General features: G+C 73.1%; 13 protein-coding genes and 1 pseudogene. 4 read left to right on the plus strand and 10 right to left on the minus strand.

Annotation, left to right across the window (positions count from 1 at the left end; genetic code table 11):
* The 6 genes and pseudogenes from QRN56_RS16045 to QRN56_RS16070 all read right to left on the minus strand — a co-directional run.
* Positions 1-379, minus strand: a pseudogene (locus QRN56_RS16045) (hypothetical protein); the annotation flags it as partial.
* A gap of 315 nt (positions 380-694) precedes the next feature.
* Positions 695-1,738 carry a WxL protein peptidoglycan domain-containing protein gene (locus QRN56_RS16050; protein ID WP_285104877.1) on the minus strand — a complete coding sequence of 348 codons (1,044 nt, stop codon included), beginning with the start codon at positions 1,736-1,738 and terminating at the stop codon, positions 695-697.
* An 87-nt stretch (positions 1,739-1,825) separates the two neighbouring features.
* Complete coding sequence (locus QRN56_RS16055; protein WP_285104878.1) at positions 1,826-2,461, minus strand: hypothetical protein; 636 nt, start codon at positions 2,459-2,461, stop codon at positions 1,826-1,828.
* Between the two features lie 41 nt (positions 2,462-2,502).
* Positions 2,503-4,464 (minus strand): Ig-like domain-containing protein, encoded by a 1,962-nt coding sequence (locus QRN56_RS16060; RefSeq protein ID WP_285104879.1) that lies wholly within the window; start codon positions 4,462-4,464, stop codon positions 2,503-2,505.
* Complete coding sequence (locus QRN56_RS16065) at positions 4,461-6,773, minus strand: glycoside hydrolase family 127 protein (protein WP_285104881.1); 2,313 nt, start codon at positions 6,771-6,773, stop codon at positions 4,461-4,463. The genes QRN56_RS16060 and QRN56_RS16065 overlap by 4 nt, the downstream gene beginning before the upstream one ends.
* A 14-nt stretch (positions 6,774-6,787) precedes the next feature.
* Positions 6,788-11,530, minus strand: coding sequence for a galactose-binding domain-containing protein (locus QRN56_RS16070; RefSeq protein WP_285104882.1), 4,743 nt, complete (start codon positions 11,528-11,530; stop codon positions 6,788-6,790).
* Positions 11,531-11,864: 334 nt separating this feature from the next.
* Here QRN56_RS16070 and QRN56_RS16075 point away from each other — a divergent pair, with 334 nt between their 5' ends.
* Positions 11,865-14,999: a family 43 glycosylhydrolase gene (locus QRN56_RS16075; RefSeq protein WP_285104884.1), complete on the plus strand. Its 3,135-nt coding sequence runs from the start codon at positions 11,865-11,867 to the stop codon at positions 14,997-14,999.
* A 376-nt stretch (positions 15,000-15,375) separates the two neighbouring features.
* On the opposite strand, the gene QRN56_RS16080 is transcribed toward QRN56_RS16075, so the two are convergent.
* The 4 genes from QRN56_RS16080 to QRN56_RS16095 form a co-directional block, all read right to left on the minus strand.
* On the minus strand, positions 15,376-17,373 hold the full coding sequence (locus tag QRN56_RS16080) for a glycoside hydrolase family 127 protein (RefSeq protein ID WP_285104886.1): 1,998 nt from the start codon (positions 17,371-17,373) through the stop codon (positions 15,376-15,378).
* A 48-nt stretch (positions 17,374-17,421) separates the two neighbouring features.
* Positions 17,422-18,315 (minus strand): carbohydrate ABC transporter permease, encoded by an 894-nt coding sequence (locus QRN56_RS16085; RefSeq protein WP_285104888.1) that lies wholly within the window; start codon positions 18,313-18,315, stop codon positions 17,422-17,424.
* Between the two features lies 1 nt (position 18,316).
* Positions 18,317-19,246, minus strand: a complete 930-nt coding sequence (locus QRN56_RS16090; RefSeq protein ID WP_285104889.1) for a carbohydrate ABC transporter permease — start codon at positions 19,244-19,246, stop codon at positions 18,317-18,319.
* 91 nt (positions 19,247-19,337) lie between these two features.
* Complete coding sequence (locus QRN56_RS16095) at positions 19,338-20,642, minus strand: ABC transporter substrate-binding protein (protein ID WP_285104891.1); 1,305 nt, start codon at positions 20,640-20,642, stop codon at positions 19,338-19,340.
* Positions 20,643-20,829: 187 nt separating this feature from the next.
* On the opposite strand from QRN56_RS16095, the gene QRN56_RS16100 reads away from it, so the two are divergent.
* The 3 genes from QRN56_RS16100 (at position 20,830) to QRN56_RS16110 (ending at position 23,649) form a co-directional block, all read left to right on the plus strand.
* Positions 20,830-21,852, plus strand: a complete 1,023-nt coding sequence (locus tag QRN56_RS16100) for a LacI family DNA-binding transcriptional regulator (RefSeq protein WP_285104893.1) — start codon at positions 20,830-20,832, stop codon at positions 21,850-21,852.
* 27 nt (positions 21,853-21,879) lie between these two features.
* Entirely contained in the window at positions 21,880-22,503 is a 624-nt protein-coding gene (locus QRN56_RS16105) for a trimeric intracellular cation channel family protein (protein ID WP_285104894.1), read from the plus strand.
* 90 nt (positions 22,504-22,593) lie between these two features.
* Positions 22,594-23,649: a hypothetical protein gene (locus QRN56_RS16110; RefSeq protein WP_285104896.1), complete on the plus strand. Its 1,056-nt coding sequence runs from the start codon at positions 22,594-22,596 to the stop codon at positions 23,647-23,649.
* The last annotated feature ends 2 nt before the right edge of the window (positions 23,650-23,651 follow it).

Consider the following 23,651-nt stretch of genomic DNA (forward strand, 5'->3'; position numbering starts at 1 on the left):
ACAGGTGGGAGGTCTCGCGGACCAGGAGCGTGGCCCGCCACGACGACAACACCCCGGCCTGCAGGGCGGCGAAGGTGTGGGGCATCTGCGTGACCCACACCCGGGCCGTGCTCACGAACCCCGCACCGGCGTGCGGGCTCACCCGTAGCGCGGCACCGACCTGGTTCGGCACACCACGACCCTGCCGTTCGGTACGGATGCTCTGCCGGGCCTCCTCGGTCCGGGTCGCCTCGTCCAACGCGACCGTGAGCCGTGCTTGGGTCGCGGTGACCGTGTTCTTCACGGCCTCTAGCTCACCGAGCAGGTCGACCCACTCGGCCTGCACCGCACCGGAGACAAGAACACCGGGCCCGGTGTCAGTGGCACCGGGCAGGATCATGCCGGCCAGCAACTCCCGCACACCCGTGACATCAACGACCCCGCCGAGGGCGGGCGCACCGGACGCCCTGTCGCCATCGGGCAGCACCGAGCGAGCAGGCTGCTCGCCTGCCGCCGTCAGTACCTCACCCGTTCCCGTCATGCCATCAACATATGGCACACCCGTTCGCATCGCTCGCCGAACCGGCCCGATCTGCCGACAGCAGAATCGGCTGCATGTCTCGTGGACTGAACGTCAGCCCCGAACAGGCAGTCGTCTCGTCGATGCGAGCAGACGCTCGTCGCAGGCCCGGAACATCAGGAGCGCCCGGAGCCGTCAGCCGCGCGACGCGAGCACCTCCGCCCGGCCCTCCGCGCGGGCCCGCTCGATGAGCCGGTCCAGCCGCGACCGGCGCGCGCGGAGCGCCCGGCGCACCGCCCAGCCGACCAGCACCAGCGCGAGCAGCACCAGGGCGTGCAGCAGCGGCAGCGCCCAGGCGGTGTCCGTCAGGACGACATCGGCGGGCGCGGGCACGTCGCCGCCGGCCGCACCCTCGGCCACGGTGGCGCCGACGACGGCCTCGACGCCGAACGGCCCGAGCGGCCAGACCCCCGGCACCTCGACGCTGATCTCACGCCGTCCGCCGGGCAGCACCTCCAGCGCCTCGCCGCGCGGCGCGGACGCGTGGGGCCCGCCCAGCGCGCTGTCCGCGCCGACCAGCGCTGTGGTGTTCAGCGCGACCGTCCCGTCGTTCACGACGGCGTACCGCACCACGAGCGACCCGGGCTCGAACAGGCTCGGCCCGTGCAGGAAGGAGACCCCGAGCAGGTCGGCGTCCAGGGCGGCGACCACGTCCCCCGGTACCCGCAGGTTCACGCGGACGCCGACCCTCGACTCCACCTGCATCTCCCCGCCCGAGCGCACCGACGCCGCGACGCCGGCCGGGTGGTCGCCGGGCAGCGCGTCGGCCGGCGCCGCCACCTCGACCGACACCACCTCGGTCTCCCCCGGCCCCACCACGACCTCGTCGGGGACGGCGATCCACGCGCCGCCGTCGACCGGCTCGACCGCGGAGGGCCGCATGTCGAAGCTCCCGCGCTCGGTCAGGTAGCCGTCGTTGGCCGACAGCGCGAACGTCACCTCCTCCGCCGAGTGGTTGCTCACGGCCACGTGCTCCGTCGCCCGCGCGCCGGGGGCGAGCTCCAGGTCGACGACGCGGCGCCCGTCCGGCCCCGCGGCGTCGGCGGGCACGACGGACCAGGTGACCCGGCCGTCGTCGGCGGCGGCAGGAACGGGCGCGGCGAAAGCCGGCGCCGGCCAGGCGGCCGGCACGAGAATGGCGAGGGCGAGGATCGCCGCGACCTTCGTGGGGATGCGCATGCACGGATCTTCCTGGCTCGGTCGGTTCGGACGACGTGCCGGACGCACAGATCACCCGGGTGACCTGCGCGTCCGACACGTCGGGGATCAGCCCTCGAAGAGGGACAGGGTCAGCACGGAGGAGTAGTCGCCCGGGGCCACGTCCGCCGGGGTGCGCAGCGTGAGGTCCGCCGTGACGTCCCAGGGGCCGGCCTCGGAGCCCGCGGCCCACGTGGACAGCAGCAGCTCCTGCCCCTCCAGGCCGACGGCGGCGCCGCCCGACCCGTCCGGGAGCACGCTGGACACGGGCTCGCCCGCGGCCACGTCCCCCGACGGCGACGGCGTCAGCAGGCGCGGCGCCCACCCGAGGTACTCGGGCCCGATCGGGTCCCGGCCCTCCGCGGTGAACTCGCTCGCCTGGCCCACGACGGCCCAGTACGAGCCCTCGGGCACGTCCTCGGCGTCCCGGGTGTCGGCGACCGTGACCGTGGGCAGGGTGCCCAGGAACTGGCGCGCCTCGGCGTCGGAGCCCTCCTCGGCCAGGACGACGCCGTCGTTCGGCGCCACCGAGAGCGTCAGCGCGCCCGGGGTGTTGTCCTCGATGGACACGGACAGGTCGACGCCGGCCTCGTCGCCGTCGGCGGCCGTGGCCGTGCCGGCGGTGGCCGCGAGCGCGCCGACCGTCGCGACGGCCAGGCCCGCGGCGGCCGCCGCGATCCGCTGGGTGGTGCGGTGGTTCTTCATGTCGTCTCTTCTCTTTCGTGGCGGTTCCAGGTCAGGTGCGGTCAGGAGCAGGAGATGGCCGGGACGGTGAGGTCGTGGCGCACGGTGACCTCCTCGCCGTCGACCGTGCCGGTGGCGGTCACCGAGGCGGTGCCCTCGGGCACCGACGCGGCACGCGTGGCGAACGACTGGTACGCGGCATCGCCGGGCTCGACGCCTGCCATGGACCGCGTGCCGTGCTCGGTGGTGAGCACGACGTCGACCGGGACGTCCGAGCCGTTGACAACTCGGACGGCGACGTGCGCTTTGCCCGCCACGCAGCGGGCGGACGCCTCCGCCGTGACGGGCAGGTCCGCCCCGGCGGCCGGGAGCGTCAGCGAGCGGCGCTCCTCGGCGTTGCCCGCCGTGTCGGTGGCCGCGAACTCGATGACCTGCTCGGTCTCCGTCAGCGCGCGGGTGAACGGCCCGGTGTAGGTGCCCCAGAAGGTGCCGGGGCCCTCCCACTGGATGCGGTCGACGCCGGAGCCGGAGCCGGAGCCGTCGGTGGCTGCCAGCGTGATCTCGACGCTCGCGCCGAGGTTCTCCACGGACGCCGTGGTCACGGGCGCGGCCGAGTCGACGCGCAGCTCGCGCTCCGCCTCGCCGGTGTTGCCCGCCGCGTCGGTCGCCGTCGCGCGCACCGTGTGCGTGCCGTCCTCCAGCGTGAACGGCCCGGTGTACGGCTCCGGGTCGCCGCCGTCGAGCGCCACCTCGACGCGCGGGTCCGGGTCTCGGTTGTCGGTCGCCCGCACGGTGACCGTGACGGGCTCCAGGAACCAGCCCGACGGCGCGGCGGCCGGCGCGGTGGTCACCGTGACCGACGGCGGCGCCGTGTCCTCGGCCTCGTCGGGCTCCAGCACGAAGACCACGGCCTCGGCGGGCACGTCCGTGCCCTCGACCGCGCCCGCCACCAGGAACAGGCCGCCGGCCTCCGCGTAGTCGGCGGGGTCGACGTCGGCCCAGGCGACCGGGATGCGGCTGTCGCGCGACCCGTCCTCGTACTCCGCCGTGACGGCGGGCGGCAGCACGGGTGCGACGCCGGCGAGGGTCACCACGGCGACGTTGTCGACCCCGACCACGGCGCCGGGCGCGCCGTCGCGCACGTACACCGTGCCGGTCACGGGCTCCACCAGGTCGGGCGAGGTGCCCGTGACCTCGAACGAGCCGGGCTCGGCCACGGCGTCGGCCGTCACGTCCGCCCAGGTCACCGGGACGCGGACGACCCGGCCGTCCTCGTAGACCGCGTCGAGCCGGTCCGGCAGCTCGGGCAGCTCGCCCACCTGCGTGGGGATGTGCACCGGGGTGTGGTCGATCGGGCCGAACGGGTCCTCCGGCTCCGGCTCGACGGTGCCGCCGGTACCCCAGACCTCCCACTCGGAGACACCGACGGCCGAGTAGGAGTTCTCGGCCCCGCCCCGCAGGGCCTGGAACGTGGCCCGCAGCCGGGTGGTCTCCACGGGTTCGAAGCTGGTCTCGTTGACGCCGAGGCGGTCGGTCGGGAACCCGCTGGGTGCGGGCAGGTCGACGAACTCCCCGGCGTCCTCGTCCCAGTACTGGATGGTCCAGGAGGCGGGGACGCGCACGTTGTCACCGTTGGCGTCCGCGCCGTCGGACCAGAACCGCAGGGCCGACCGGTCGACGCGGACCGGTGCCTCCCACGTGTACTCGAGCCACTGGCTCGCCGGGCGCGGGTCCTCTCCCCAGGTCGCCCACGTGGCGTCGTGGGCGCCGCCCGTGCTGACACCCGCGCCGTCGTTCACCGCGGTGACGCGGTTCCAGGAGGCGGTGTAGCTGGCGGTGGGTACCGCCAGCGGTGCGACGTTGGCGGGTTCCGCGTCCGCGGCCGCGGCGGGCACCAGGCCCGTGGAGGCCGGTACGAGGCCCGCCAGGGCCAGGACGAGCACCCCGACGACGGCGGCGGCACGGCGCGCCCGAGCCCGGCGCCCCAGTGCCCAGCGCCCGGGGGCTGTGCGTGTGGTCGTCATGTCATGTCCGCCTTTCCCGCGGTGAGCAGGACGCGCTGGGCGTCCCGGCGGCTGAGCAGGCCGTCGGCGACGAACCGCTCCGTCGTGCGCTGCACCTGGGCGAGGAAGGCCGCCCGGGTGGCGAACCCGCCGTCGGCCCAGACCGCGTCGAGCAGGGTGGTGCCGTCGGGGCGCGCCGCGTTCGCGACCCCGCTGTCGAGGCCGGCGAACACGACGCGGGGCTCCGCGCGGCGCACGTACATGTGGTAGTTCGTGTGGTCGCCGGACCACGCGGGCTCCAGGACGCGGTCCCCGAGCCGGAAGTAGCCGTCGCCGGTCGCCTCGAACGCGCTGTCGAGCGTGCCGTCCAGGCCCATGTGCCCGTAGAGGGAGATGTCCAGGTAGCTCGTGGCGGCGTCGCGCACGAGCAGCACGGTGGGTCCCCACTCGATGCTCTGCACCGCCGGGTCGTCGATGGTCGGCACGGCCCGGACGCTGAACGGCATGTCGACGTCGACCACGTCGCCGGACGCCCAGGTGCGGGCGACGCTCACGTACGTGCCGGGGATGGCGTCCACGTCCTGGGCGACGCCGTTGACCTTGACGGCGAAGCCCTGGCGCACCCAGCCGGGCACGCGCAGGCGCAGGTCGAGCTCGCCCGTGCCCTCGATGGTCAGGCGGGTCGAACCCGCCTTCGGGTACTGCGTCTCCTGGACCACGCGCAGCCCGCGCTCGGGCCAGTCCAGCGTCGAGGCGAGGTAGAGGTTGACGTGCAGGGCGGCGCCGTCGGCGGACCGCAGGTACACGGTGTCGGCGTACTTGACGTGGTTCTCCAGCCCGGTGCCGCCGCAGCAGGTGCCGGTGTTCCCGTACTCGCGGCGGGTGCCGGGGTTCACGCCGTACATGTAGGTGACGTCGGGGCTGGTGTCCGACCGGGTGTTCCGCTTGGAGCCCACGATGTGGTTGAGCAGGCCGCGCTCGTAGAACTCCATGTACCTGGGGTCGAGCGTGTGCAGGTACAGCAGCCGCGACAGCTTGAGCATGTTGTACGTGCCGCACGTCTCGGCGTTGCGCGCGCCGATGTCGCCCGCGACGGTACCGGGCGGGCCGAACAGCTCGCCCTCCCCGTGGCCGCCGTGGGCGTAGGTACGACCGGGCACGACCATGCCCCAGAAGCCCGTGACGGCGTCCAGGTACCGCTCCTCGCCGGTGTGCTCGTAGGCCTTGAGGTAGCCGGGGAACTGCGGGATGTGCTGGTTGGCGTGCTTGCCGTTGAGCGTGTCCCGCCCCTCGGCGCAGGCGTCGACCAGCGGGGTCAGGTCGAACTTCCGGGCCGTGGCGAGGTACTTGTCCTCCCCCGTGATCGACGTGAGGTCGCAGAGCACCTCGTTCATGCCGCCGTACTCGCCGGCGATGTAGATGCCCCACATCCGTTCGAGCTGGTCGGCGGGCAGCGGGTCGAGGCGGCCGGAGACCCAGTCCGCCATGGCGGCCCAGATCTCCAGCGCCTGGTCGCTGGCGGCGAGCTGGTAGGCGTCCCGCAGGCCCGCCATGATCTTGTGGCACGTGTAGTAAGGCGCCCAGATCTCGCCGTACGGCGCGTAACCCTCCAGCCGGCTGAACTGCCACTCCCCGTACGCGGCGAGGAAGCCCGGGTGGGTGAACCGGCCCATGGCGGCGAGCGCGGCCTGGACCTCGCCCAGGCCGGCGACGACCTGGTCCACCTTGTCCTGGAACACCTGCTCCCCGGTGGACGCCCACGCGAGCGAGAGGGCGGACAGGAAGTGGCCGCCGTAGTGGCCCCGCAGCAGGTTGGCGGTCTGCACGTTGGCCCGGCCGGGGTAGTCGTCCGGACCCCAGGGCTGCTCGTTGGCGTGGCCGAAGCCCTCCCAGCCGCCCGGCGGGTTGGCGCCCCGGGTGTCCAGGCCCGCGTTGCGGCGGAAGACCGCCAGCACCCGGTCCACGGGATAGACCCGCAACAGGTGCAGCAGCTGGTCCTGCGACCGGGTGGCCACGCTGGGCGCGAGGCTCACGTCGGCCAGCGGGAACGGCGTGGCCAGCCAGCGGTCGGACGCCGGCGACCGGTCCAGCAGGCGCAGGTACCGGCGCGGCAGCCGGGCGGCGGCCGCGGCCAGGCCGGTCCCGGCGGGGCCGGCCCCCAGCGGGGCGGCCGCGGCCGCCCCGCCGGCGAGCCCGAGGGCGGCGACGCCCCCGGCGAGGCCGGCCGCCCCGAGACGGAGCAGGGACCGGCGGGAGACGGCCGACGTGCCTGGTGCGGCCCCCGCCGTGCCCGGCGCGGCGTCCGGCGTGCTCTTCGGTTCGCTGTGCATGGTGCTCCCTTCCGTCAGCCGCACGTGAGCGCGGGGTACTCGACGCTGATCTCGGAGGTGCGGCCGGCGCCGTCCGACGCCGTGACCGTGACCGTGCCCGCCGTGACCGACCCGGCCCGCGTGGCGAGCGACTGGTAGGCCGCGGCGCCCGGGGCGACGCCGGAGAACGACTTGTCGCCGAACGCGGTGGCGAACGCGATGTCGAGCGGGCCGTCCTCGTCGTTCACCGCCCGGACCGCGAGCGTGGCGCGGCCCGCGAGGCAGCGCGGCTCGGCGGTGGCGGTGACCACCGGCCCCTCGGCGGGGTCACCGAGCACGGTGAGCGTGAGCGTGGTCTGTGTGGTGCCCGCCTCGCTCACGTAGTCGGGCAGGATCAGCCGCCCGGTGATCACGTGCACGCCCGGCGTCTCGACCAGCGACTCGTCGAAGTCCCACTCGACGCCGATCGCCTGGTTGTCGCGCGACCCGTCGTTGTAGGACACGGCCACCCGGGTGGGCAGGTGCGGCAGCTCGCCCACCTGGACCTCCCGCTCGAACTGCTCCGCGCCCTGGATGGCGATGCCGTCCTGCGCCGTCTCGGGCCGCACGTACACCTGCGCCTGGGCGATCAGCCCGTGCTCGGCGTTGGTGCCGTAGACGGTGAACGGCTCGACGTTGGTCTCGGCGACCATCGCCGGGGTGATCTCCTGCCAGGTGAACGGCAGGGTGCCGCGCGTGCCGCCCGAGTAGACGACGTCGAGCGCGCCGGGCAGGTCGGGCACGACGCCGACGGTGGTCCGCATGACCACCGGGCTCGCGACCGTGTCCACCGTGTCGCCGTTGACCCGCCAGCGCAGCACACCCGTGCCCGCGCCGCCGGACTGCACGCCCGAGATCCGGATGCGCAGCGCGCTGGCCTCCACCGGCTCGAAGGCCAGGTGGTTGTAGGCGTTCCGGGCCAGGGCGCCGGCGTAGGCGGAGCCGTCGGCGAGCGTGACCGGCGTCCACGTGGTGCCGTCCGTCGTGTACTCGACCACGTAGGTGTCGGCCCGCGGGGTGCGGGTGCCACCGTTGTCGTCGTACCAGTAGATGTCCGTCGAGCTGACCAGCACCGGGGCGCTCCACGAGTACCGGATCCAGGCCGCCTGCGCGGGGCTGGTCCCGTTCTGCGCCTGGCCCCAGGTGCCCCAGCCGTTGCCCGCGCCGGGGTTGGAGCTCGCCGGCGTGGACTCCATGTTGACCCGGGCCGGGTTCTCCCACGACGCCGAACCGCTCGTCGTGATGGTGGCCAGGCGCCCGAACTCGGCGGTCGTCTCGCGCTCGGCCAGCGTCACCGTGACGTCGCGCGACGAGCTGAGCGCCCCGTCGGTCGCGGTGAAGCGGAACACGTACTCGCCCTCGGCGGTGCCGGTCACCCGGGTGGTGAGGGCGGCGTCGTCGGCGAAGATCACGCCCGCGCCCTCGGGCGCCGACACGGTCTCCCAGCCGTAGGACAGCTCGCCGTCCTCCGGCACGCCGTCGTCGGCGGCGGTGGCCACCAGCACGGTGGACAGGTTGCCGTCCGCGCCCTCGTCCGACGTCGCGGTGACCGTCGGCGGGTCGTTCTCCACCGGCGGCACGGGCCGTCCGGAGTCGAACACCTGGATCTCGGAGATCGCGGTCCAGCGGCCGGGCGCGTTCGTGAACGCGACCCGCACCCGGTCGGTGGTCGTCTCGGGGAACAGCGCCTCGTTCGCCTTCGGCCCGGGCACCTTGGGCGCCTTGGCCTGCTCGGGCACCGCCGTCCAGCCGCCGGAGCCGTCCGGCACCTGGATGGAGTAGCGGCGCGGCGGGGCATAGCCGCCGGTCTGCCGGTCGTCGACGAACCAGACCTTCACGTTGTCGACCGCCACCGGGTCGCCCAGGTCGAGCTCCACGTACCCGGTGTCACCGTCGGTGCCGTAGTTGCCCCAGTAGGGCTCGTTCACCGTGACGCCGTCGGTCACCGCGTCCAGGGACACGGGCCGCTCGGTGGTCGCGATGGCTCCCGGCGTGTAGTTCATCGAGCTGGTCGAGAACCCGGGGGTGTGGAAGGTGCGCCACGCGGCCGGGCGCGCGCCGTCCTGGGTCGCGGACGAGCTCAGGGTCGCGCCCTGGGCGAGGTTCTCGGCGTCCTGCGTGAGGTCGATGCCCGCGGTCCTCAGGTAGGAGACCACCCGCTCGTCCTCGATCGGGGTGTCGACGGCGGACGGCAGGTCGGTGCCCTCGTCGGCGACCACCGTGACGTCCAGGCCCTCGTCGGCCTCGACCACCTCGTTGGCGGCCGGGTCGTAGACGAAGCCGCCGATCCGGTCGGCCGCGGCCTTGCGCTCCCCGTCGACGAACAGCGAGTAGCCGGCGCCGAGCCCGTAGTGCGTGCCGTCCGGGTCCCAGACGATCGTGACGTCGTGCCCGTGGTAGCGCAGGTTGTTCACCATGAAGTGCTCGTAGCCGAGGTCGATCGGCGCGAGCTCGATCAGGTCGTCGGACCGGGGCTGGAGGCCGCCCATGTCCTCGACGAAGATGTAGCTCATGTTGCCGAGCATCACGTGGTTCGGGTTGTTGCGGTTGAAGGTCTGCGTGGCCGGGTTCCAGCCCGAGTAGTACTCGGCCTGGTTGGCCACCCGCGCGTCACCGTTCGGGTAGATGCTCCATGCCATCCAGTCGAGCAGCTTGGCCGCGTACTCGGGCGTGACGTACCGCTGCTCCGGGTCGTAGTCGCGCAGCGCGGCGCGCACGCCGCGGTACTGCACCGTGAAGTTGATGTTCGAGAAGTTGTTGGAGCCGCCGATCGCGAACTTCGACCGGTCGTACTGGTTGGCCGTGTAGAACGGGAAGACCGGGAAGTTGTCGCCGTAGCGCAGGAACCGGAACCCGTCGACGTAGGTCTCCCACTCGTCCGCGGGGATCAGGTTCTCCGCGTAGACGTCGTACAGGTTGGACTCCTTGGCCGGGATCAGGTCCCGCTCGCCCGCGGGCAGCGGGTTGGCGCTGCCGCCGGACGACGCCGCCGACGTCGCACCGTGCGACGTGCCCGCGAGGAACATCTGCGTCTCCTCGCTCCACAGGCGGTCGAGCACGGCCTCCTGGATGCGGTCGGCCTCGGCGGCCGTGCTGCTCACTCGCTCGGGGTCCGCCCCGGCGATCTCGTAGAGCTTGCTCGCGGCGTCGAAGGCACCCCAGACGTACGCCGACTCGGGCCGCTCGATGGTGCGCGCGCCCGGCGCCCCGCCGTTCGCCTTCGGGTAGCCGAAGCTGATCGCGTCAGCGTCGTTGCCCGGCATGTAGTTGGTGTCGTAGGCGATCAGCCCGTCGTCGTTGCCGTCGTAGTGCTCGAGCTGGCCCACGCCGTCCTGCTCGAAGTAGTAGGCGAACCGTTCGGCGACGTCGGCCCCGCCGCCGTGCACGTTGTAGGCCTCCAGCCCGGCCGTGCCGAGGTACTGGGAGTAGTGGTTGTTCCAGCTCGTGTGGCCCGGGCTGTCCAGGAACGCCGACGAGCCGGACAGCTCACCGACGTTCAGCACCTGGCCGTAGGCGAGGTACGGGTTGCGGATCCACTTGGTGTCCTGCAGGTGCATCGGCTGCGTGAGCACCACCGAGTTCTGGTAGAGGTTCACGCCCTCGATGGTGGTCGGGTACTGGTAGACGTACCCCGGCTCGTTCGCGTCCAGGCTGTTGTACCGCTCGCCCCACCAGCGGTACACGATCGCCTTCTCGATGGCCGGGTCCGGCACGTCGATGTACGGGATGTCGGCGGCCCAGCGCTCGTTGAACGCCGTCACGCCGGTACGGAACGCCTCGTCCGGGGTCAGGGCCGCGTACTCGCGCAGCTGCTCCTGCCCTGCGGGCAGGCTCGCCGAGTACAGGGACCCGACGACGGAGAGGTCCACCGTGCCGCCGGCCGGCACCGTGACCTCGCGGTCCAGGTTGGTGCCGTTACGCGCGAAGCCGTCGGCCTTGAGGCCCACGGTCACGGACGACCACGGGGTGTCGACCAGCCCGTTGTTGGCGCCGCTGGTCAGGGTGCGCGTGCCGGTCAGCTCGTCGTCGGCGTCCGCGGCGCCCCGGGCGGTCGGGGAGGCGGCCCGCACCGTGAAGGTGACGTCGGTGGCGCCCGGGTTGGTGAAGGTGAGCGCGGAGAGCGCGGTGTTGTCGTAGGTGATCAGCTTGCGCAGGTCCGCCGTCACGCCCGTGGACCCGATCGTGTACCGGGCCTTCGCGTGGCTCGGCGCGTTGAACCGGGCGCTGCCCACCTCGGCGACGGTCTGCCCGGGCACGGTGATCGTGTAGAAGGCGCCCAGGTCGTTGGGGCCGCCCGCGAAGGCGTTGCCGCCGAAGCCCATCGTGCTCCAGCTCGCACCGCCGGCGCCGCGCAGGTAGAGGGTGCGCCCGCGGGTCTGGAGCACGTTGTTGCCCGACGCGCCGGTCACGCCCAGCACCCGGTCGAGGTAGAAGTCGGTGCCGCCGGCCGCCACGTCGGCGTCGAAGATCGAGCGGTACATGCTGTCCGCGGTGTACGGGACACCGGGTTCCAGCGCGTCCTGCACCGCGTCCAGGTTGCGGTAGACCGGGTCGCCGATGTCCAGGGAGTCCGTCAGGCCGTCGGTGTAGACGCCGACGTCGTCCTCGTTCCCGGGGAGCACCGGGGACGCCGCGTGGACGGGTCCTGCATGCGCGGGCAGCGCCGCCACGCTCCCGCAGACGACCATCGCGGCCACGGCGGCGGCCGCGACCGCCCCTCTTCGTGTTCGTGCCGACATCACATGTCCTCTCCGTCGACTGCCAGGCACTCGGACGGACGAGGTGTGCCGCACGGGCGGAGGCCGCGCATCGCTGCGCTCCCCACCCTGGCTCGCGACGTGTCCGCCAGGTGGTGGTTCCCGCCGGCCCGCTCACCATCGAGGGGCCCGGCGCCGACCAGTGAAGCATCACCCCTCCGACTCCGGCAATGGTTTTCGGTGTTTTCGGTATGAGATCACCCATTGCGGCCTCATCCATACCGAAAAACACCGAAACCCATTGTTGGGCGCACGGCCGTGTGGCAGGGTCGGCGCGTCAGTGCGCCACGACGAAGTGCCACGACTGGAGGACGACATGAGACAGGTCCGAGCAGGACGGCCGGCCGCGGCCGGCACGCTGGTGGCGGTGCTCGCCGCCGCGCTCTCCGTACCGGCGGCGCCGGCTTCCGCCGCCGACTCGTACGAGTTCACGAGCACGCAGAACCCGATCCTGGCCGACGGGAGCTACTACTCCGCCGACCCCGCCCCGCTGGTCGTCCCGGCCGGCGCCCCCGGCAACGACACCGGGGCCGACCAGCTCTACGTCTACACGGGCCACGACGAGGCCGGCGAGACGCGCAACGACTTCATCATGAACGAGTGGGGCGCCTTCGTGACGGCCGACCCCGACGCGGGGCGGTGGACGCACCACCCGTCCCTGATGCGCCCCGAGGACGTCTTCGACTGGGCGAGCCCCGGCCGCGCGTATGCGGGCGAGGTGCAGGAGGGTCTCGACGGCCGCTACTACTGGTACGTCCCGGTCCACGAGGCGGCCAGCCCGTCGAGCGACAAGTTCGGCATCGGCGTCGCCGTGTCCGACTCCCCCACCGGCCCCTGGACCGACCATGCAGGCGGGCCGATCGTCTCGCAGCGCCTGCCCACGCCCAACACCATCCACAACATCGACCCGACCGTGCTGGTGGACGGCGCCGGCGCCGACGCCCGCGTGTTCATGTACTGGGGCAGCTTCGGCAACCTGCGGCGGGTCGAGCTGGCGCAGGACATGAGGACCCCCGTGGGCGACGTCCGGACCGTCACGGGCCTGACCGGGTTCTTCGAGGCGCCCTGGCTCTTCGAGCGGAACGGCACCTACTACCTGGCCTACGCGGGCAACAACGCCGGACCCACCAGCGCGTGCACCCCGGCGAACTACCACGCCTGCATCGCGTACGCGACGGCGCCGTCGGCCGAGGGGCCGTGGACCTACCGGGGCACCATCCTGCGGCCGGTCTCGTCCACGACGAGCCACCCGGGCATCGTGGAGCTCGACGGCCAGTGGTGGATCGCGTACCACACGGCCGACGCCGAGGGCGGCAACCACTTCCGCCGGTCGGTCGCGATCGACAAGGTCGAGTGGGACGACACGCAGGACCCGCCGCGGATGCTCCCGGTGACCACCACGCCGGTGCGGCAGCCGGACCGCACGCCGCGGGCGAACATCGCGCAGGAGGCCCGCGTCACCGTGTCCAACGACCCCGTGCCGACGCAGTACTGGGTCAAGGCCCTCAACGACGAGGTCGTGCGCCCCAACCCGCTGCCGCCGGACATGTGGGGCACGTGGACCGGCAACAACCCGCCGCAGCAGTGGGTGCAGTACACCTGGGACCAGCCGGTGCGCGTGTCCGGGTCGCAGATCGACTTCTGGAACGACCAGCCGCGGGGCTCGGGCGTCGGCGTGGCCGCGCCGGACGCGTGGCGCATCCAGTTCTGGGACGCCGACGACGGCTCCTGGGCGGACGTGCCCGGCGCCGACGGGTACCCGGCCGGCACCGCGGGCTTCCAGTCCACGTCGTTCGACCCGGTGACCACCACGCAGCTCCGGGCGGTGTTCGACGCGTCGACCAACGGTTCGACGTACTCCGCCGTCGCCGTCGAGGAGTGGGAGGTGCTCGCCGAGCAGGCCGAGACCGTGACGCCGCCGCGGCTGACCGTGGAGGTCGGCGAGACCGACCTGCCCGGCACGGTGCGCGCGGCCTACCCGGGTGGGGAGTCCCTGCAGGTTCCGGCCTACTGGGACGCGCTCACCGCCGACGACGTCGCCGAGCCCGGCTCGTTGACCGTCGAGGGTTCGGTGCTCGGTTACGCCGCGGGCCGCGTGACGGCGACCGTGACCGTCGTCGACCCCGGGGACACCTCGGGGGACGAGACCGCGCCCGAAGTGACCCTCACCCCGAGCGGCAGCACCGGCACGGGCGGCTGGTTCCGCTCGGCGGTGCGCGTCCGGGTCGCGGGCACCGACGACGGCGGCGGCCGGGTCACGCTCGCGACCTCGGTCGACGACGGCGAGCCCGTCGTCACCGACCCCGTCCGGTACACCGACGTCGAGGTCGGGGGCGACGGCGAGCACACGGTCACCGCGACGGCCACGGACCGCGCGGGCAACACGTCGGCCGAGGCCGCGCTGGACGTGCGGATCGACGCGACCGCGCCGCGGAGCACGGCGACCGTCGACGAGCAGGCCCGTTCCGTGGCGGTCACCGCCGCGGACGCCACGTCCGGCGTCGCGCGGATCGAGGTGGCGGTGGACGGCGGCGGGTTCGAGCCGTACTCCGGCGCGGTATCCGCTCCGGACGGGGACCGGCACGACGTGCGGTACCGGGCCGTGGACCGGGCCGGCAACGTCGAGACCGCCCGGACGGTCACGATCTCCGCGGACCTCAGCGGGCCGCTCACCGGCAACGTCGCGGCGCTGGCCACGCCGACGGCGTCGTACACGGCGGGCTGGAACTCGGTGCTCGCGCTCAACGACGGGCTCGACCCCGCGAGCCCGCCGCAGGCGCAGATCTGGGGCACGTGGTCGGGCGACCACCCGGCGACCCAGTGGGTGCAGTACACGTGGCCCCGGCCGATCCGGCTGACCGCCGCGGAGATCAAGTTCTGGGCCGACCAGCCGCAGGGCACCGGCGCGGGTGTGGGCGAGCCCGACTCCTGGGAGCTGTCCTACTGGGACGAGGCCGCACAGGACTGGGCGCCGGTGCCCGAACCGTCGGCGGCCGGCACGAGCACCGCGGCGTTCAACCGCATGACGTTCGGGCCGGTCACGACGTCACGCCTGCGGGCGACGGTCCACGCGAACGGCGACGGTACGCAGTACGCCGCCGTGGCCGCCACCGAGTGGCGGGTGCTCGCCGACGACCCGGGCACGGGCTCGCCCGCGTCTCCCGCCGTGACCGTCACGGCCGAGGTCCGCTGCCTCGCGGGTAGCGCGACCCTCGCCGTGCGCGCCGTGAACGACCACGACGGTCCCGTGGACGTCACGCTCACCACCCCGTACGGCACGCGCTCGTTCACGGACGTCGCGCCGGGGCGGGTCGCGTACCAGTCGTTCGCGGTCCGCGCGGCGCGAGCCGACGCGGGCGCCGCGGTGGTGCGGGTGACGGGCGAGGTCGACGGCGAGCGGGTGACCCGCGAGGTCGAGACGGAGTACCCGGCGGTGAGCTGCGGCGGCTGACCCGCCCGGGGGCCGGTGCGGCGTGTCCGCCGAGAGTGCGCTTCTACCCAGTCAATTGGCCCGGAAACCCTGGTTGATCTCGGCCCGATGACTGGGTAGAAAGCGCACTTCGCCGGCTCGGCTCGGAGGATGTAGATCCCAGAGATTGTTGCTCTGTGTCGACAACGCCTACGCAGCGCAACATGGTCGGCTCGCGAAGACGCTCCCCGCCGGGTCCTGCGCCCGACCGCGCCGGGCAGCGGCGCAACGGAAGTGCGCTTCCACCCAGTCACTGGGCCCGGATCCATGGCGTTTTCGGGCGCGATGACTGGGTAGAAGCGCACTTCGATGCGGTGCCGGACAGCAGCCGCGACGGGCGGGGCGCAGTCGGGTGCTGTCAGAGAGTCGGGAGCCAGACGCGCATCGTGGCCGGGCCGCGGTTGGCCCAGTCGTGGTACGCGACCAGCGGCACGTCGTGCAGCTCGGGGCGGGGCCGCGGTGCGACGTCGTCCGCCGCCGTGTAGGGCCAGCCGGCACCGTTGCTGTCACCAGCACCAGCACCAGCACCGTCACCAGCACCCAGTACGCCCGCGCGGACGTACACCGTGCCGTCCACCTCCCACGGCGGGACCGCGGTGTCGACCACGACGTCGTCCACGCCGCGACCGGTGCCGCCACGAGCACCAGCACCAGCACCCAGCTCGACCGCCGCCAGGTCCACCGACTCCAGGCAGAGCACCTCCGGGCCGCGCTGCACCGCGACGCAGCCGCGGACCGCGTCGATGTGCGGATCGGGCACGACGAACCGCGGGGCGGCGTCGATGTCGAGCACCACCACGCCGCCCGTCCGCGGGCCGGGCACCGCGACGAGCCCGGGACCCACCTCGCGGACGAGCCCGTCGTCCACCCGTACCCGGGCCGACGCCGACCACGCGGGCACCCGCAGGGTGAGCGTCCAGTCCCCCGCGGGCGCGGCCACGACGCGCACCTCGACGCGCCCGTCGGCCGGGTAGTCCGTGACGACGTCGAGCTCCACCCGCTCCCCCGACGGCAGCTCGGCCCGGATCTCGGCGGGGGCGTACTGGTGGAGCTGGACCCCGCCGTCGTCCACCGTGGCGACGTACGCCGCGAGGCTCGCGAACGTGCGCGCCACGTTGGGCGGGCAGCACGAGACCTCGAACCACGGGGCGCGCAGCGACGCCTCGGCGCGCTTGCTCACCACGTCCGTGTCCACGTGCTCGGCCGGGACGCGCTGGTGCAGGGTGTTCGCGTAGAAGAACGACTGACCGTCGTGGGCCGGCGAGGTCGCGACCACGTTGGTCAGGGCCCGCTCGATCGCGTCGGCGTACTCCACACCACCGCGGGCCAGCAGCAGGCGCCACGACACCATGACCGAGCCGACGCTCGCGCACGTCTCCGAGTACGCGCGGTCCGGGGGCAGCACCCAGTCGTCGCCGAACGCCTCGTCCTGGTGGTGCGAGCCCTGCCCGCCGGTCACGTACGTGCGGCGGGCCTGGGCGCGCGCCCACTGGCCGGCGACTGCGTCGAGCAGCTCGGTGTCGCCGGTCTCGACCGCCACGTCGACCGCGCCGGCGGCCAGGTAGTTGGCGCGGACGGCGTGCCCGTGCAGCACCTCGGACTGCCGCACCGGCACGACGTCCTGGTAGTAGGAGCGGCCGAACTCGATGTCGGCGAGCACGCCGTGCCCGTGCCGCTCGACGAACAGCGCCGCCTGCGCGAGGTACCGCGGCTCGCCGAGCGCCCGGCCGAGCTCGGCCAGGCCCACCTCGACCTCGGAGTGCCCGCAGATCCCCTGGTTGCCGTCCGCTCCGAACGTCGCGCACACGTGGTCGGCGCTGCGCCGGGCGACGTCGACCAGGAGGTCGTCGGCCCGGCCGGTACGCGCCCGCGCGGCCGCAGCCTGGAAGAGGTGGCCCTGGCAGTAGAGCTCGTGGCCCCACTCCAGGTCCGTGTAGCGCGGCTGCTGCCCGGGACGGCCGAACCGCGTGCCGAGGTAGCCGTCCGGCTCCTGGGCGGCGGACACCCGGAGCACGATCGCGTCGAACCGGCTCTGCAGGTCCTCGTCCGGCCGTCGCCCGAGCTCCCAGGCCATGGCCTCCAGCAGCTTGTACACCTCGGAGTCGCTGAACTCCCGGCCGCGCCGCTTCTCGGCCAGGCCGCCGGAGACCGCCAGGTCGAAGTTGCCCAGCCAGCCCTCGCGCTCGAGCCAGTGCTCGATGTGCGCGAGGGTGGCGGTCGCGTTCACCTCCTGGCGGCGGGCCCAGGGACCCCCGGTGATGCGCACCTGGTCGAGGCCGAGGGGGGTCAGGCGCCCGGTCGAGGGCACGACGGGCGCGGGCGTGGCGGCGCCACGGTGTCCGGTCGGGAAGAGCATGCGGAGACCTCCGGGAAGTGGTGGACGGGCTGAGCGGCGCACGGGCGGTCAGCCCTTGAGCGCGCCGGACATGAACCCGCGGACGTAGTGCCGCTGGAGCAGGAGGAACAGGACGACGCACGGCAGGGCCATGACGACGACGCCGGCCTCGGTGGCGCCGTAGTCGACGATGCCCATGACCTGCGCCCGGAGGTTCGCCACGGCGAGCGGGAGCGGGATCTTGGTGGAGTCCGAGATGAGGATGAGCGGCGCCACGAAGTCGTTCCACGCCGCCAGGAAGGCGAACAGGCCGACCGTGATGATCCCGGGCTTGACCGCCGGGAGCAGCACGGTGCGCAGCGCGCGGAACGACGAGCAGCCGTCCACGAGCGCGGCCTCGTCCAGCTCGCGCGGGACGGCGTCGAACGAGATGCGCATCATGAACGTCGCGAACGGGAGCTGGAACACCGTGAGCACGAGTGCCAGGCCGACCAGCGTGTTCTGCAGCCCGATCGCGTTGAGCATCACGTACAGCGGGATGAGCAGCGTGGCGTACGGGACCATGAGGATCGCGAGGGTGAGCAGGAACAGCACGTCGCGGCCCGGGAACTTGAACCGGGAGAACGCGTAGCCGCCCAGCACGGACGAGACGAGCGTGAACAGCACCGTCATCCCGGACACCAGCGTGGAGTTGAGGAGGTACTGGGGCAGCCCGGCCTGGTACTCCATGAGGGTGGCGTAGTTGCCCAGCCCCCAGCCGTCGACCTGGCTGCTGCCGGGCTGGGGCGCGACGGACGCGACCCCGGCCCAGATCAGCGGGAAGACGAAGACGAGCGCGAGGGCGCCGGTCAGCACCCAGTACGGGGTGCGCAGGGCGATCCCCGCGAGCCGGGCCCGGGGCGCGCGCGGCCGGCGCCGCACCTGCGGCCGGGGCGGGCTGGCGGGGAGTGCGGTCGTTGTCATGTCAGTCCTCCTGGCCTGCGCGCATGGCGCGCATCTGGGCCACGTTCACGACGACGAGCACGACCAGGACGACGATCGACAGCGCGGCGGCGACGCCGAGGTCGTTCTGGCCCTGGAAGGCCACGTTGTAGATGAGCTGGACGACCGTGAGCGTGCTGTTGTCCGGCCCGCCCTTGGTCAGGATGTAGAACTGGTCGAACGCCAGCAGCGAGCCGGTGACGCACAGCACCGTGCACAGCGCCAGCGACGGGCGCAGCAGCGGCAGGGTCACGCTCACGAAGGTCTGCCAGCGGTTGGCGCCGTCCATGCGAGCGGCCTCGATCACGTCGTGCGGGATGCCCTGCAGCCCCACCATGAGCAGCAGCATGTAGAAGCCGGCGAACCGCCAGACCACCAGGAACACGGTGGACCAGAGCGCGCTCTCGGGGGTGCCGAGGAACGACACCGGCCCGTCGGCCAGCCCCAGGCGCTGCAGCAGCGGGGACAGCGGGCCCACCTGGGGCGAGTACAGCGCGTAGAAGAGCAGCGACGCGGACGCGAGGCCGAGGGCGCTGGGCACCAGGATCGACGTGCGCAGCACCGCGGACCAGCGGCTCGACTCCTGCACCAGGAGCGCGAGCCCCAGGCCGAGCCCGATGAGCAGCACCGTGGCGATCACCGTGTACTTCAGCGTGAAGACCACCGAGTCCCAGAAGAACCGGTGCGTCAGCGCGTCCACGTAGTTCTGCGGGGCGTTGATCCCCTGGTTGCCGGCCAGGAGCGGCCAGTCGGAGAGCGACATCTGACCCACCAGCAGCACGGGCAGCACGAACAGGCCCACCACGAGCAGGGCGGTCGGCGCGGCGTAGGCCCAGCCGTGCAGGGCACGGCGGCGCGCGACGGCGACGACGGCGGGCCGGGTAGGCGGACGGGTGGAGGTTTTCGCGGGCACGGGAGGCTCCTTGTTCACACGGCGAGTTCACGGGCCGCGTGGTCCCGCCGCCCGGTGCGGCGGCGGGACCACGCTGACGTCGGCGGGGCGGCTACTGCCCCAGCACGGCGGTGATCTCCTCGTTGTCCGGCTCCACGGTGCCGCCGGGCCCGAACACCTCGTTGCGGATCATGGTCATCCACGGGCTGCCGGGGGCGTTGAACGCCTGCTGGAAGTTGATCGCCAGCGGGGTGCGGCCCTGCGCCGCGACCTCGTTGACGGCCAGGACCCGCGGGTCCTTCGACGAGTACTCGTTCTCCGCCAGGTCGGCGCGCGAGACCACGTCACCGTTCTTGGCGAGCACCTCGACCTGTGCCTCCTCCGACATCAGCCAGGACATGAAGTTCCAGGCCTGGTCGGCGTTCTCCGAGTCCTTGGAGATGCCGATGCCGTCGCCGCCCACGAAGGTGGACGCCCCGCCGTCGGGCCCCGGGATGGGGGCGACGCCCACCTCGCCCAGCGCCTCGTCCGCGGTGGCGAGCATGGTGGCCGGGAACGGCATCACACCCACCTCGCCCTCCAGGAACGGCCCGGTCCAGGTGGCGCCGGTCTCCTCCTTGGAGCCCTCGCCCACGGCGTCGGAGTCCACGAGGTCCTTCCAGACGCCGTACACCTCCTGGGCCGTCTCGCCCGCGAGGAGCGACTCCGTGCCCTCGGCGTTCATCACGTCCTCTCCCCCGGCCCAGATCTGGGGGAACCACGTGAACACGAGGCAGCCGCCGCAGTTGCCGCCGAAGTAGGTGCCGTTGACGTTGCCGCCCAGCTCGTCGACGGCCTTGGCCTGCTCGGAGAACTCGGCCAGCGTCGTCGGCCCCTGCTCGGGGTCCAGGCCGGCCTGCTCGTAGAGGTCCTTGTTGTAGAACATGACCGAGACGTCGAGCACGAACGGCAGCACGTGCTGCCGGCCGTCCAGCGTGCCCCCGGCCAGGTGCCCCTGGTTGATCTGGTCGGCGTGGTCGAGCTCTGCGATCGCGTCGGTCACGTCGGCGAACAGGCCCTGCTGCACCCAGTTGGGCACGTACACGATGTCGGCGGCGAACAGGTCGGGCAGGCCCCCGCTGCCCGCGGCGGCGCCGACCTTGGCCACGTAGTCGTCGTTCGGCACGACCGTGAGCTCGACCTGGTTCTCGTGCGACGCGTTGTACGCCTCGACCAGCAGGTTCGCCTGCTGCTCCAGCGGGGCGCGGGTCCAGAGCGTGAGCTCGGTGCCGTCGTCGACGCCCTCGGCCGAGACCTGTGCCTCCTGCGTGCCTCCGTCGCCGTCCGACGCGCTGCAGGCGGCGAGCGCCGTGCTCGCCAGGCCGGCCGCGAGGAACGAGGCCACGAGCCTCGCGCTCGCCCTGCGGTGGGTAGCCATCATCCGTCTCCTTGACTTCGTCGTCACTCGGCCGTTCGACGAGGATGAGATACCCGTTGCCGAAACCGTCCGAAAAGGCTTTCTGCGACTGTAGGGTGGGCGTGCCACCGCGTCAAGGACGAACCTTCGTCACGTTTGTGTTACACCTTTTCGGTACTGTTCGACATCGACACTCCAGGAGGAAGCCATGGCCTCGGGCGAAACGCCGCGCAACGCCACGCTGACCGACGTCGCCCGCCTCGCGGGCGTCTCGATCGCCACCGCGTCCAAGGCGATCAACGGTCGCGCCCAGGTGCGCGCCGAGACCCGCACCCGGGTGCTCGAGGCCGCCGAGCAGCTCTCGTTCGCGCCCAACGCGCTGGCGCGCGGGCTGCTCCAGGGCCGCACGGGAACGGTCGGCCTGCTCACGTCCGACCTGGAGGGCCGCTTCTCGATCCCCGTACTGATGGGCGCGGAGGACGCCTTCGGCGCCGGCCAGGTGTCGGTCTTCCTGTGCGACGCGCGGGGGGACGCGATCCGCGAGCAGCACCACATCCGCGCACTGCTGTCCCGCCGCGTCGAGGGGCTGATCGTCGTGGGCTCGCGCACCGACCCGCGCCCGCCGCTGGCCGGCGACCTGCCGGTGCCCGTGGTCTACGCGTACGCGCCGTCCGAGAACCCCGAGGACATCTCCATCACGGCCAACAACGTGGAGGCCGGCGGACTGGCGATCGACCACCTGATGGCGTGCGGACGCCGGAGGATCGCCCACGTGACGGGCGACGCCTCCTACGCGGCGGCGCAGGACCGCAGCCGCGGCGCGGAGCGCGCCATGGCGGAGGCCGGGCTGGAGCTCGTGGGCGGCCGCACGTTCTTCGGGTCGTGGAGCGAGGGCTGGGGCCGTGGGGTGGCGGCCATGATCCTGGACCAGTACCCGGACGTCGACGGCTTCTTCTGCGGCAGCGACCAGATCGCCCGGGGCGTGCTCGACACGCTGCGCGAGTCGGGCCGCGACGTGCCCCGGGACATCTCCGTGATCGGGTTCGACAACTGGGCCGTGCTCACCACGAACACCCGGCCGCAGCTGACGAGCGTCGACATGAACCTGGAGCAGGTGGGCCGCGTGGCCGCGCGGCGGCTGTTCGAGGCGATCGAGGGACAGGCGGCCTCGGGCATCGAGGAGCTACCGTGCCGCATAGTGACCCGGGAGTCGTCGGTCCCGGTCCCGTGACCTCGCCGCCGCCGGAAGGAACCTGACGTGGAGTGGACGCAGCTCGCCGGGGACCTCCTGGGCGTCTTCTTCTTCGCCGTGTCGGGCTCGCTGCTCGCCGCCCAGCGGCAGTTCGACATCGTCGGGTCGCTGCTGCTCGGCACCTGCGTGGGCCTGGGCGGCGGCATCCTGCGCGACGTGATCCTCGACGTCGGCGTGCCCCGGGCCTTCGACTCGCCCGTCTACCTGGTCCCGCCCGTGGTCGCCGCGGTGGTCGTGTACTTCTTCGCACACGTCGTGCGGCGCTTCCACGACCTGCTGATCACCTTCGACGCCGCCGGCATGGCCCTCTTCGCGGTCACCGGCACGCTCGTCTCGCTCGCCGCGGGGATGAACCCGGTGGCGTCCGCGATCCTCGGCCTGGTGACGGCGGTGGGCGGCGGCGTCATCCGCGACGTCATCGCCAACGACGTGCCGCAGATCTTCCGCGCCCGGGGCCTGTACGCCATCCCGGCGCTGCTCGGGGCCGCGCTGACCAGCGCGCTGGTGTGGGCGGGCTGGTTCAACCTCGGCACGGGCTCGGCCGTCGCCGCGCTGGTGTTCGCGCTGCGGATGGTCTCCCTGCGCTACCGCTGGCAGGCGCCGCCGGCGGGCAGCCCCGGCACCGCCTGAGCCCGGCCGGCCTCTGCCCACCGGCCCGCACCGTACGGAAGGATGCACCGTGACGACGGCGCGACCCGTGCCGGGTCGAGGGGAGACGGCATGACGAACGATCGCACGACCGGGACGGGCGGCCTGGCGGGCCGCGGCCACCTGCTGCGGCTCGGGGCGCCGCGCGACACGGCGGCGGTGCGGCACCTGGTGACGTTCCTCGTGGCGAGCGTCGTGACCGTGCTCGCCACCCGGGCGTACCTGGCGGCGACGGGCTACCCGCAGATCGGCGGGGGCGGGCTGCACCTCGCCCACGTGCTGTGGGGCGGGCTCCTCATGGCCCTGGCGATGATGCTCCTGCTGTCGTACGTCGGCCCGGTACCGCGCTCGCTCGGCGCCCTGCTCGGCGGCGTGGGCTTCGGGCTGTTCATCGACGAGGTCGGCAAGTTCGTCACCTCCGACAACGACTACTTCTACGCCCCCACGGCCGCGATCATCTACTTCGTCACGGTGGTGCTCGTGCTGGTCGTCGAGGGCCTGCACGGCCGCCGGGCGCACCACCCGGCCGAGTACCTCGCCGTGGCCGCCGACCGGCTCGCCGCCGGCCTGGCCGGCGGGTTCACGCCCGCGGCCCGGGAGGAGGCGCGCGGGCTCGCCGCGAAGGGCGCCGGGGAGCCCGGCGCCCGCCTGGTCGCCGACCTGGTCGAGACCGTGCCCGCCGACGACGCAGACGTGCCCGACCCGGTCCGCGCCGGGGTGCGGGGCGTGGTCCGGTGGCTGGACGCGCTGGTGGACCGGGCGTGGGCCGCGTGGCTGATCATCGTGCTGCTCCTGCTGGTCGGCGCGGCGGAGGCGACCGTCGGCGTGCGCGTCCTGGCCGGGCAGGTGCCCGGCGTGCCGGCGTGGACGGGCGCCGCGATCCTCGCGGCCGTGGGCGTGTCGGTCGTGCTGCTGGGCGTCGGCGTGGTGGTGGGCCGCCGCAACCACCTCCAGGGCGCCGTCTGGGTGCGCCGCGCAGTGCTCGTGAGCCTGTTGTTCACGCAGCTCCTGGTGTTCCGGGCCGTGCGGTGGACGGCGGCGTTCGGCCTGGTCCTGGACGTGCTGGCGTTCGTTGCGCTGGAGGTCCTGCTCCGCGAGGAGCGCGGGGTGCGGGCCCGCACGGCGTGACC

The sequence above is a fragment of the Promicromonospora sp. MEB111 genome, assembly GCF_030209445.1.
Classification (GTDB): Bacteria; Actinomycetota; Actinomycetes; order Actinomycetales; family Cellulomonadaceae; genus Promicromonospora.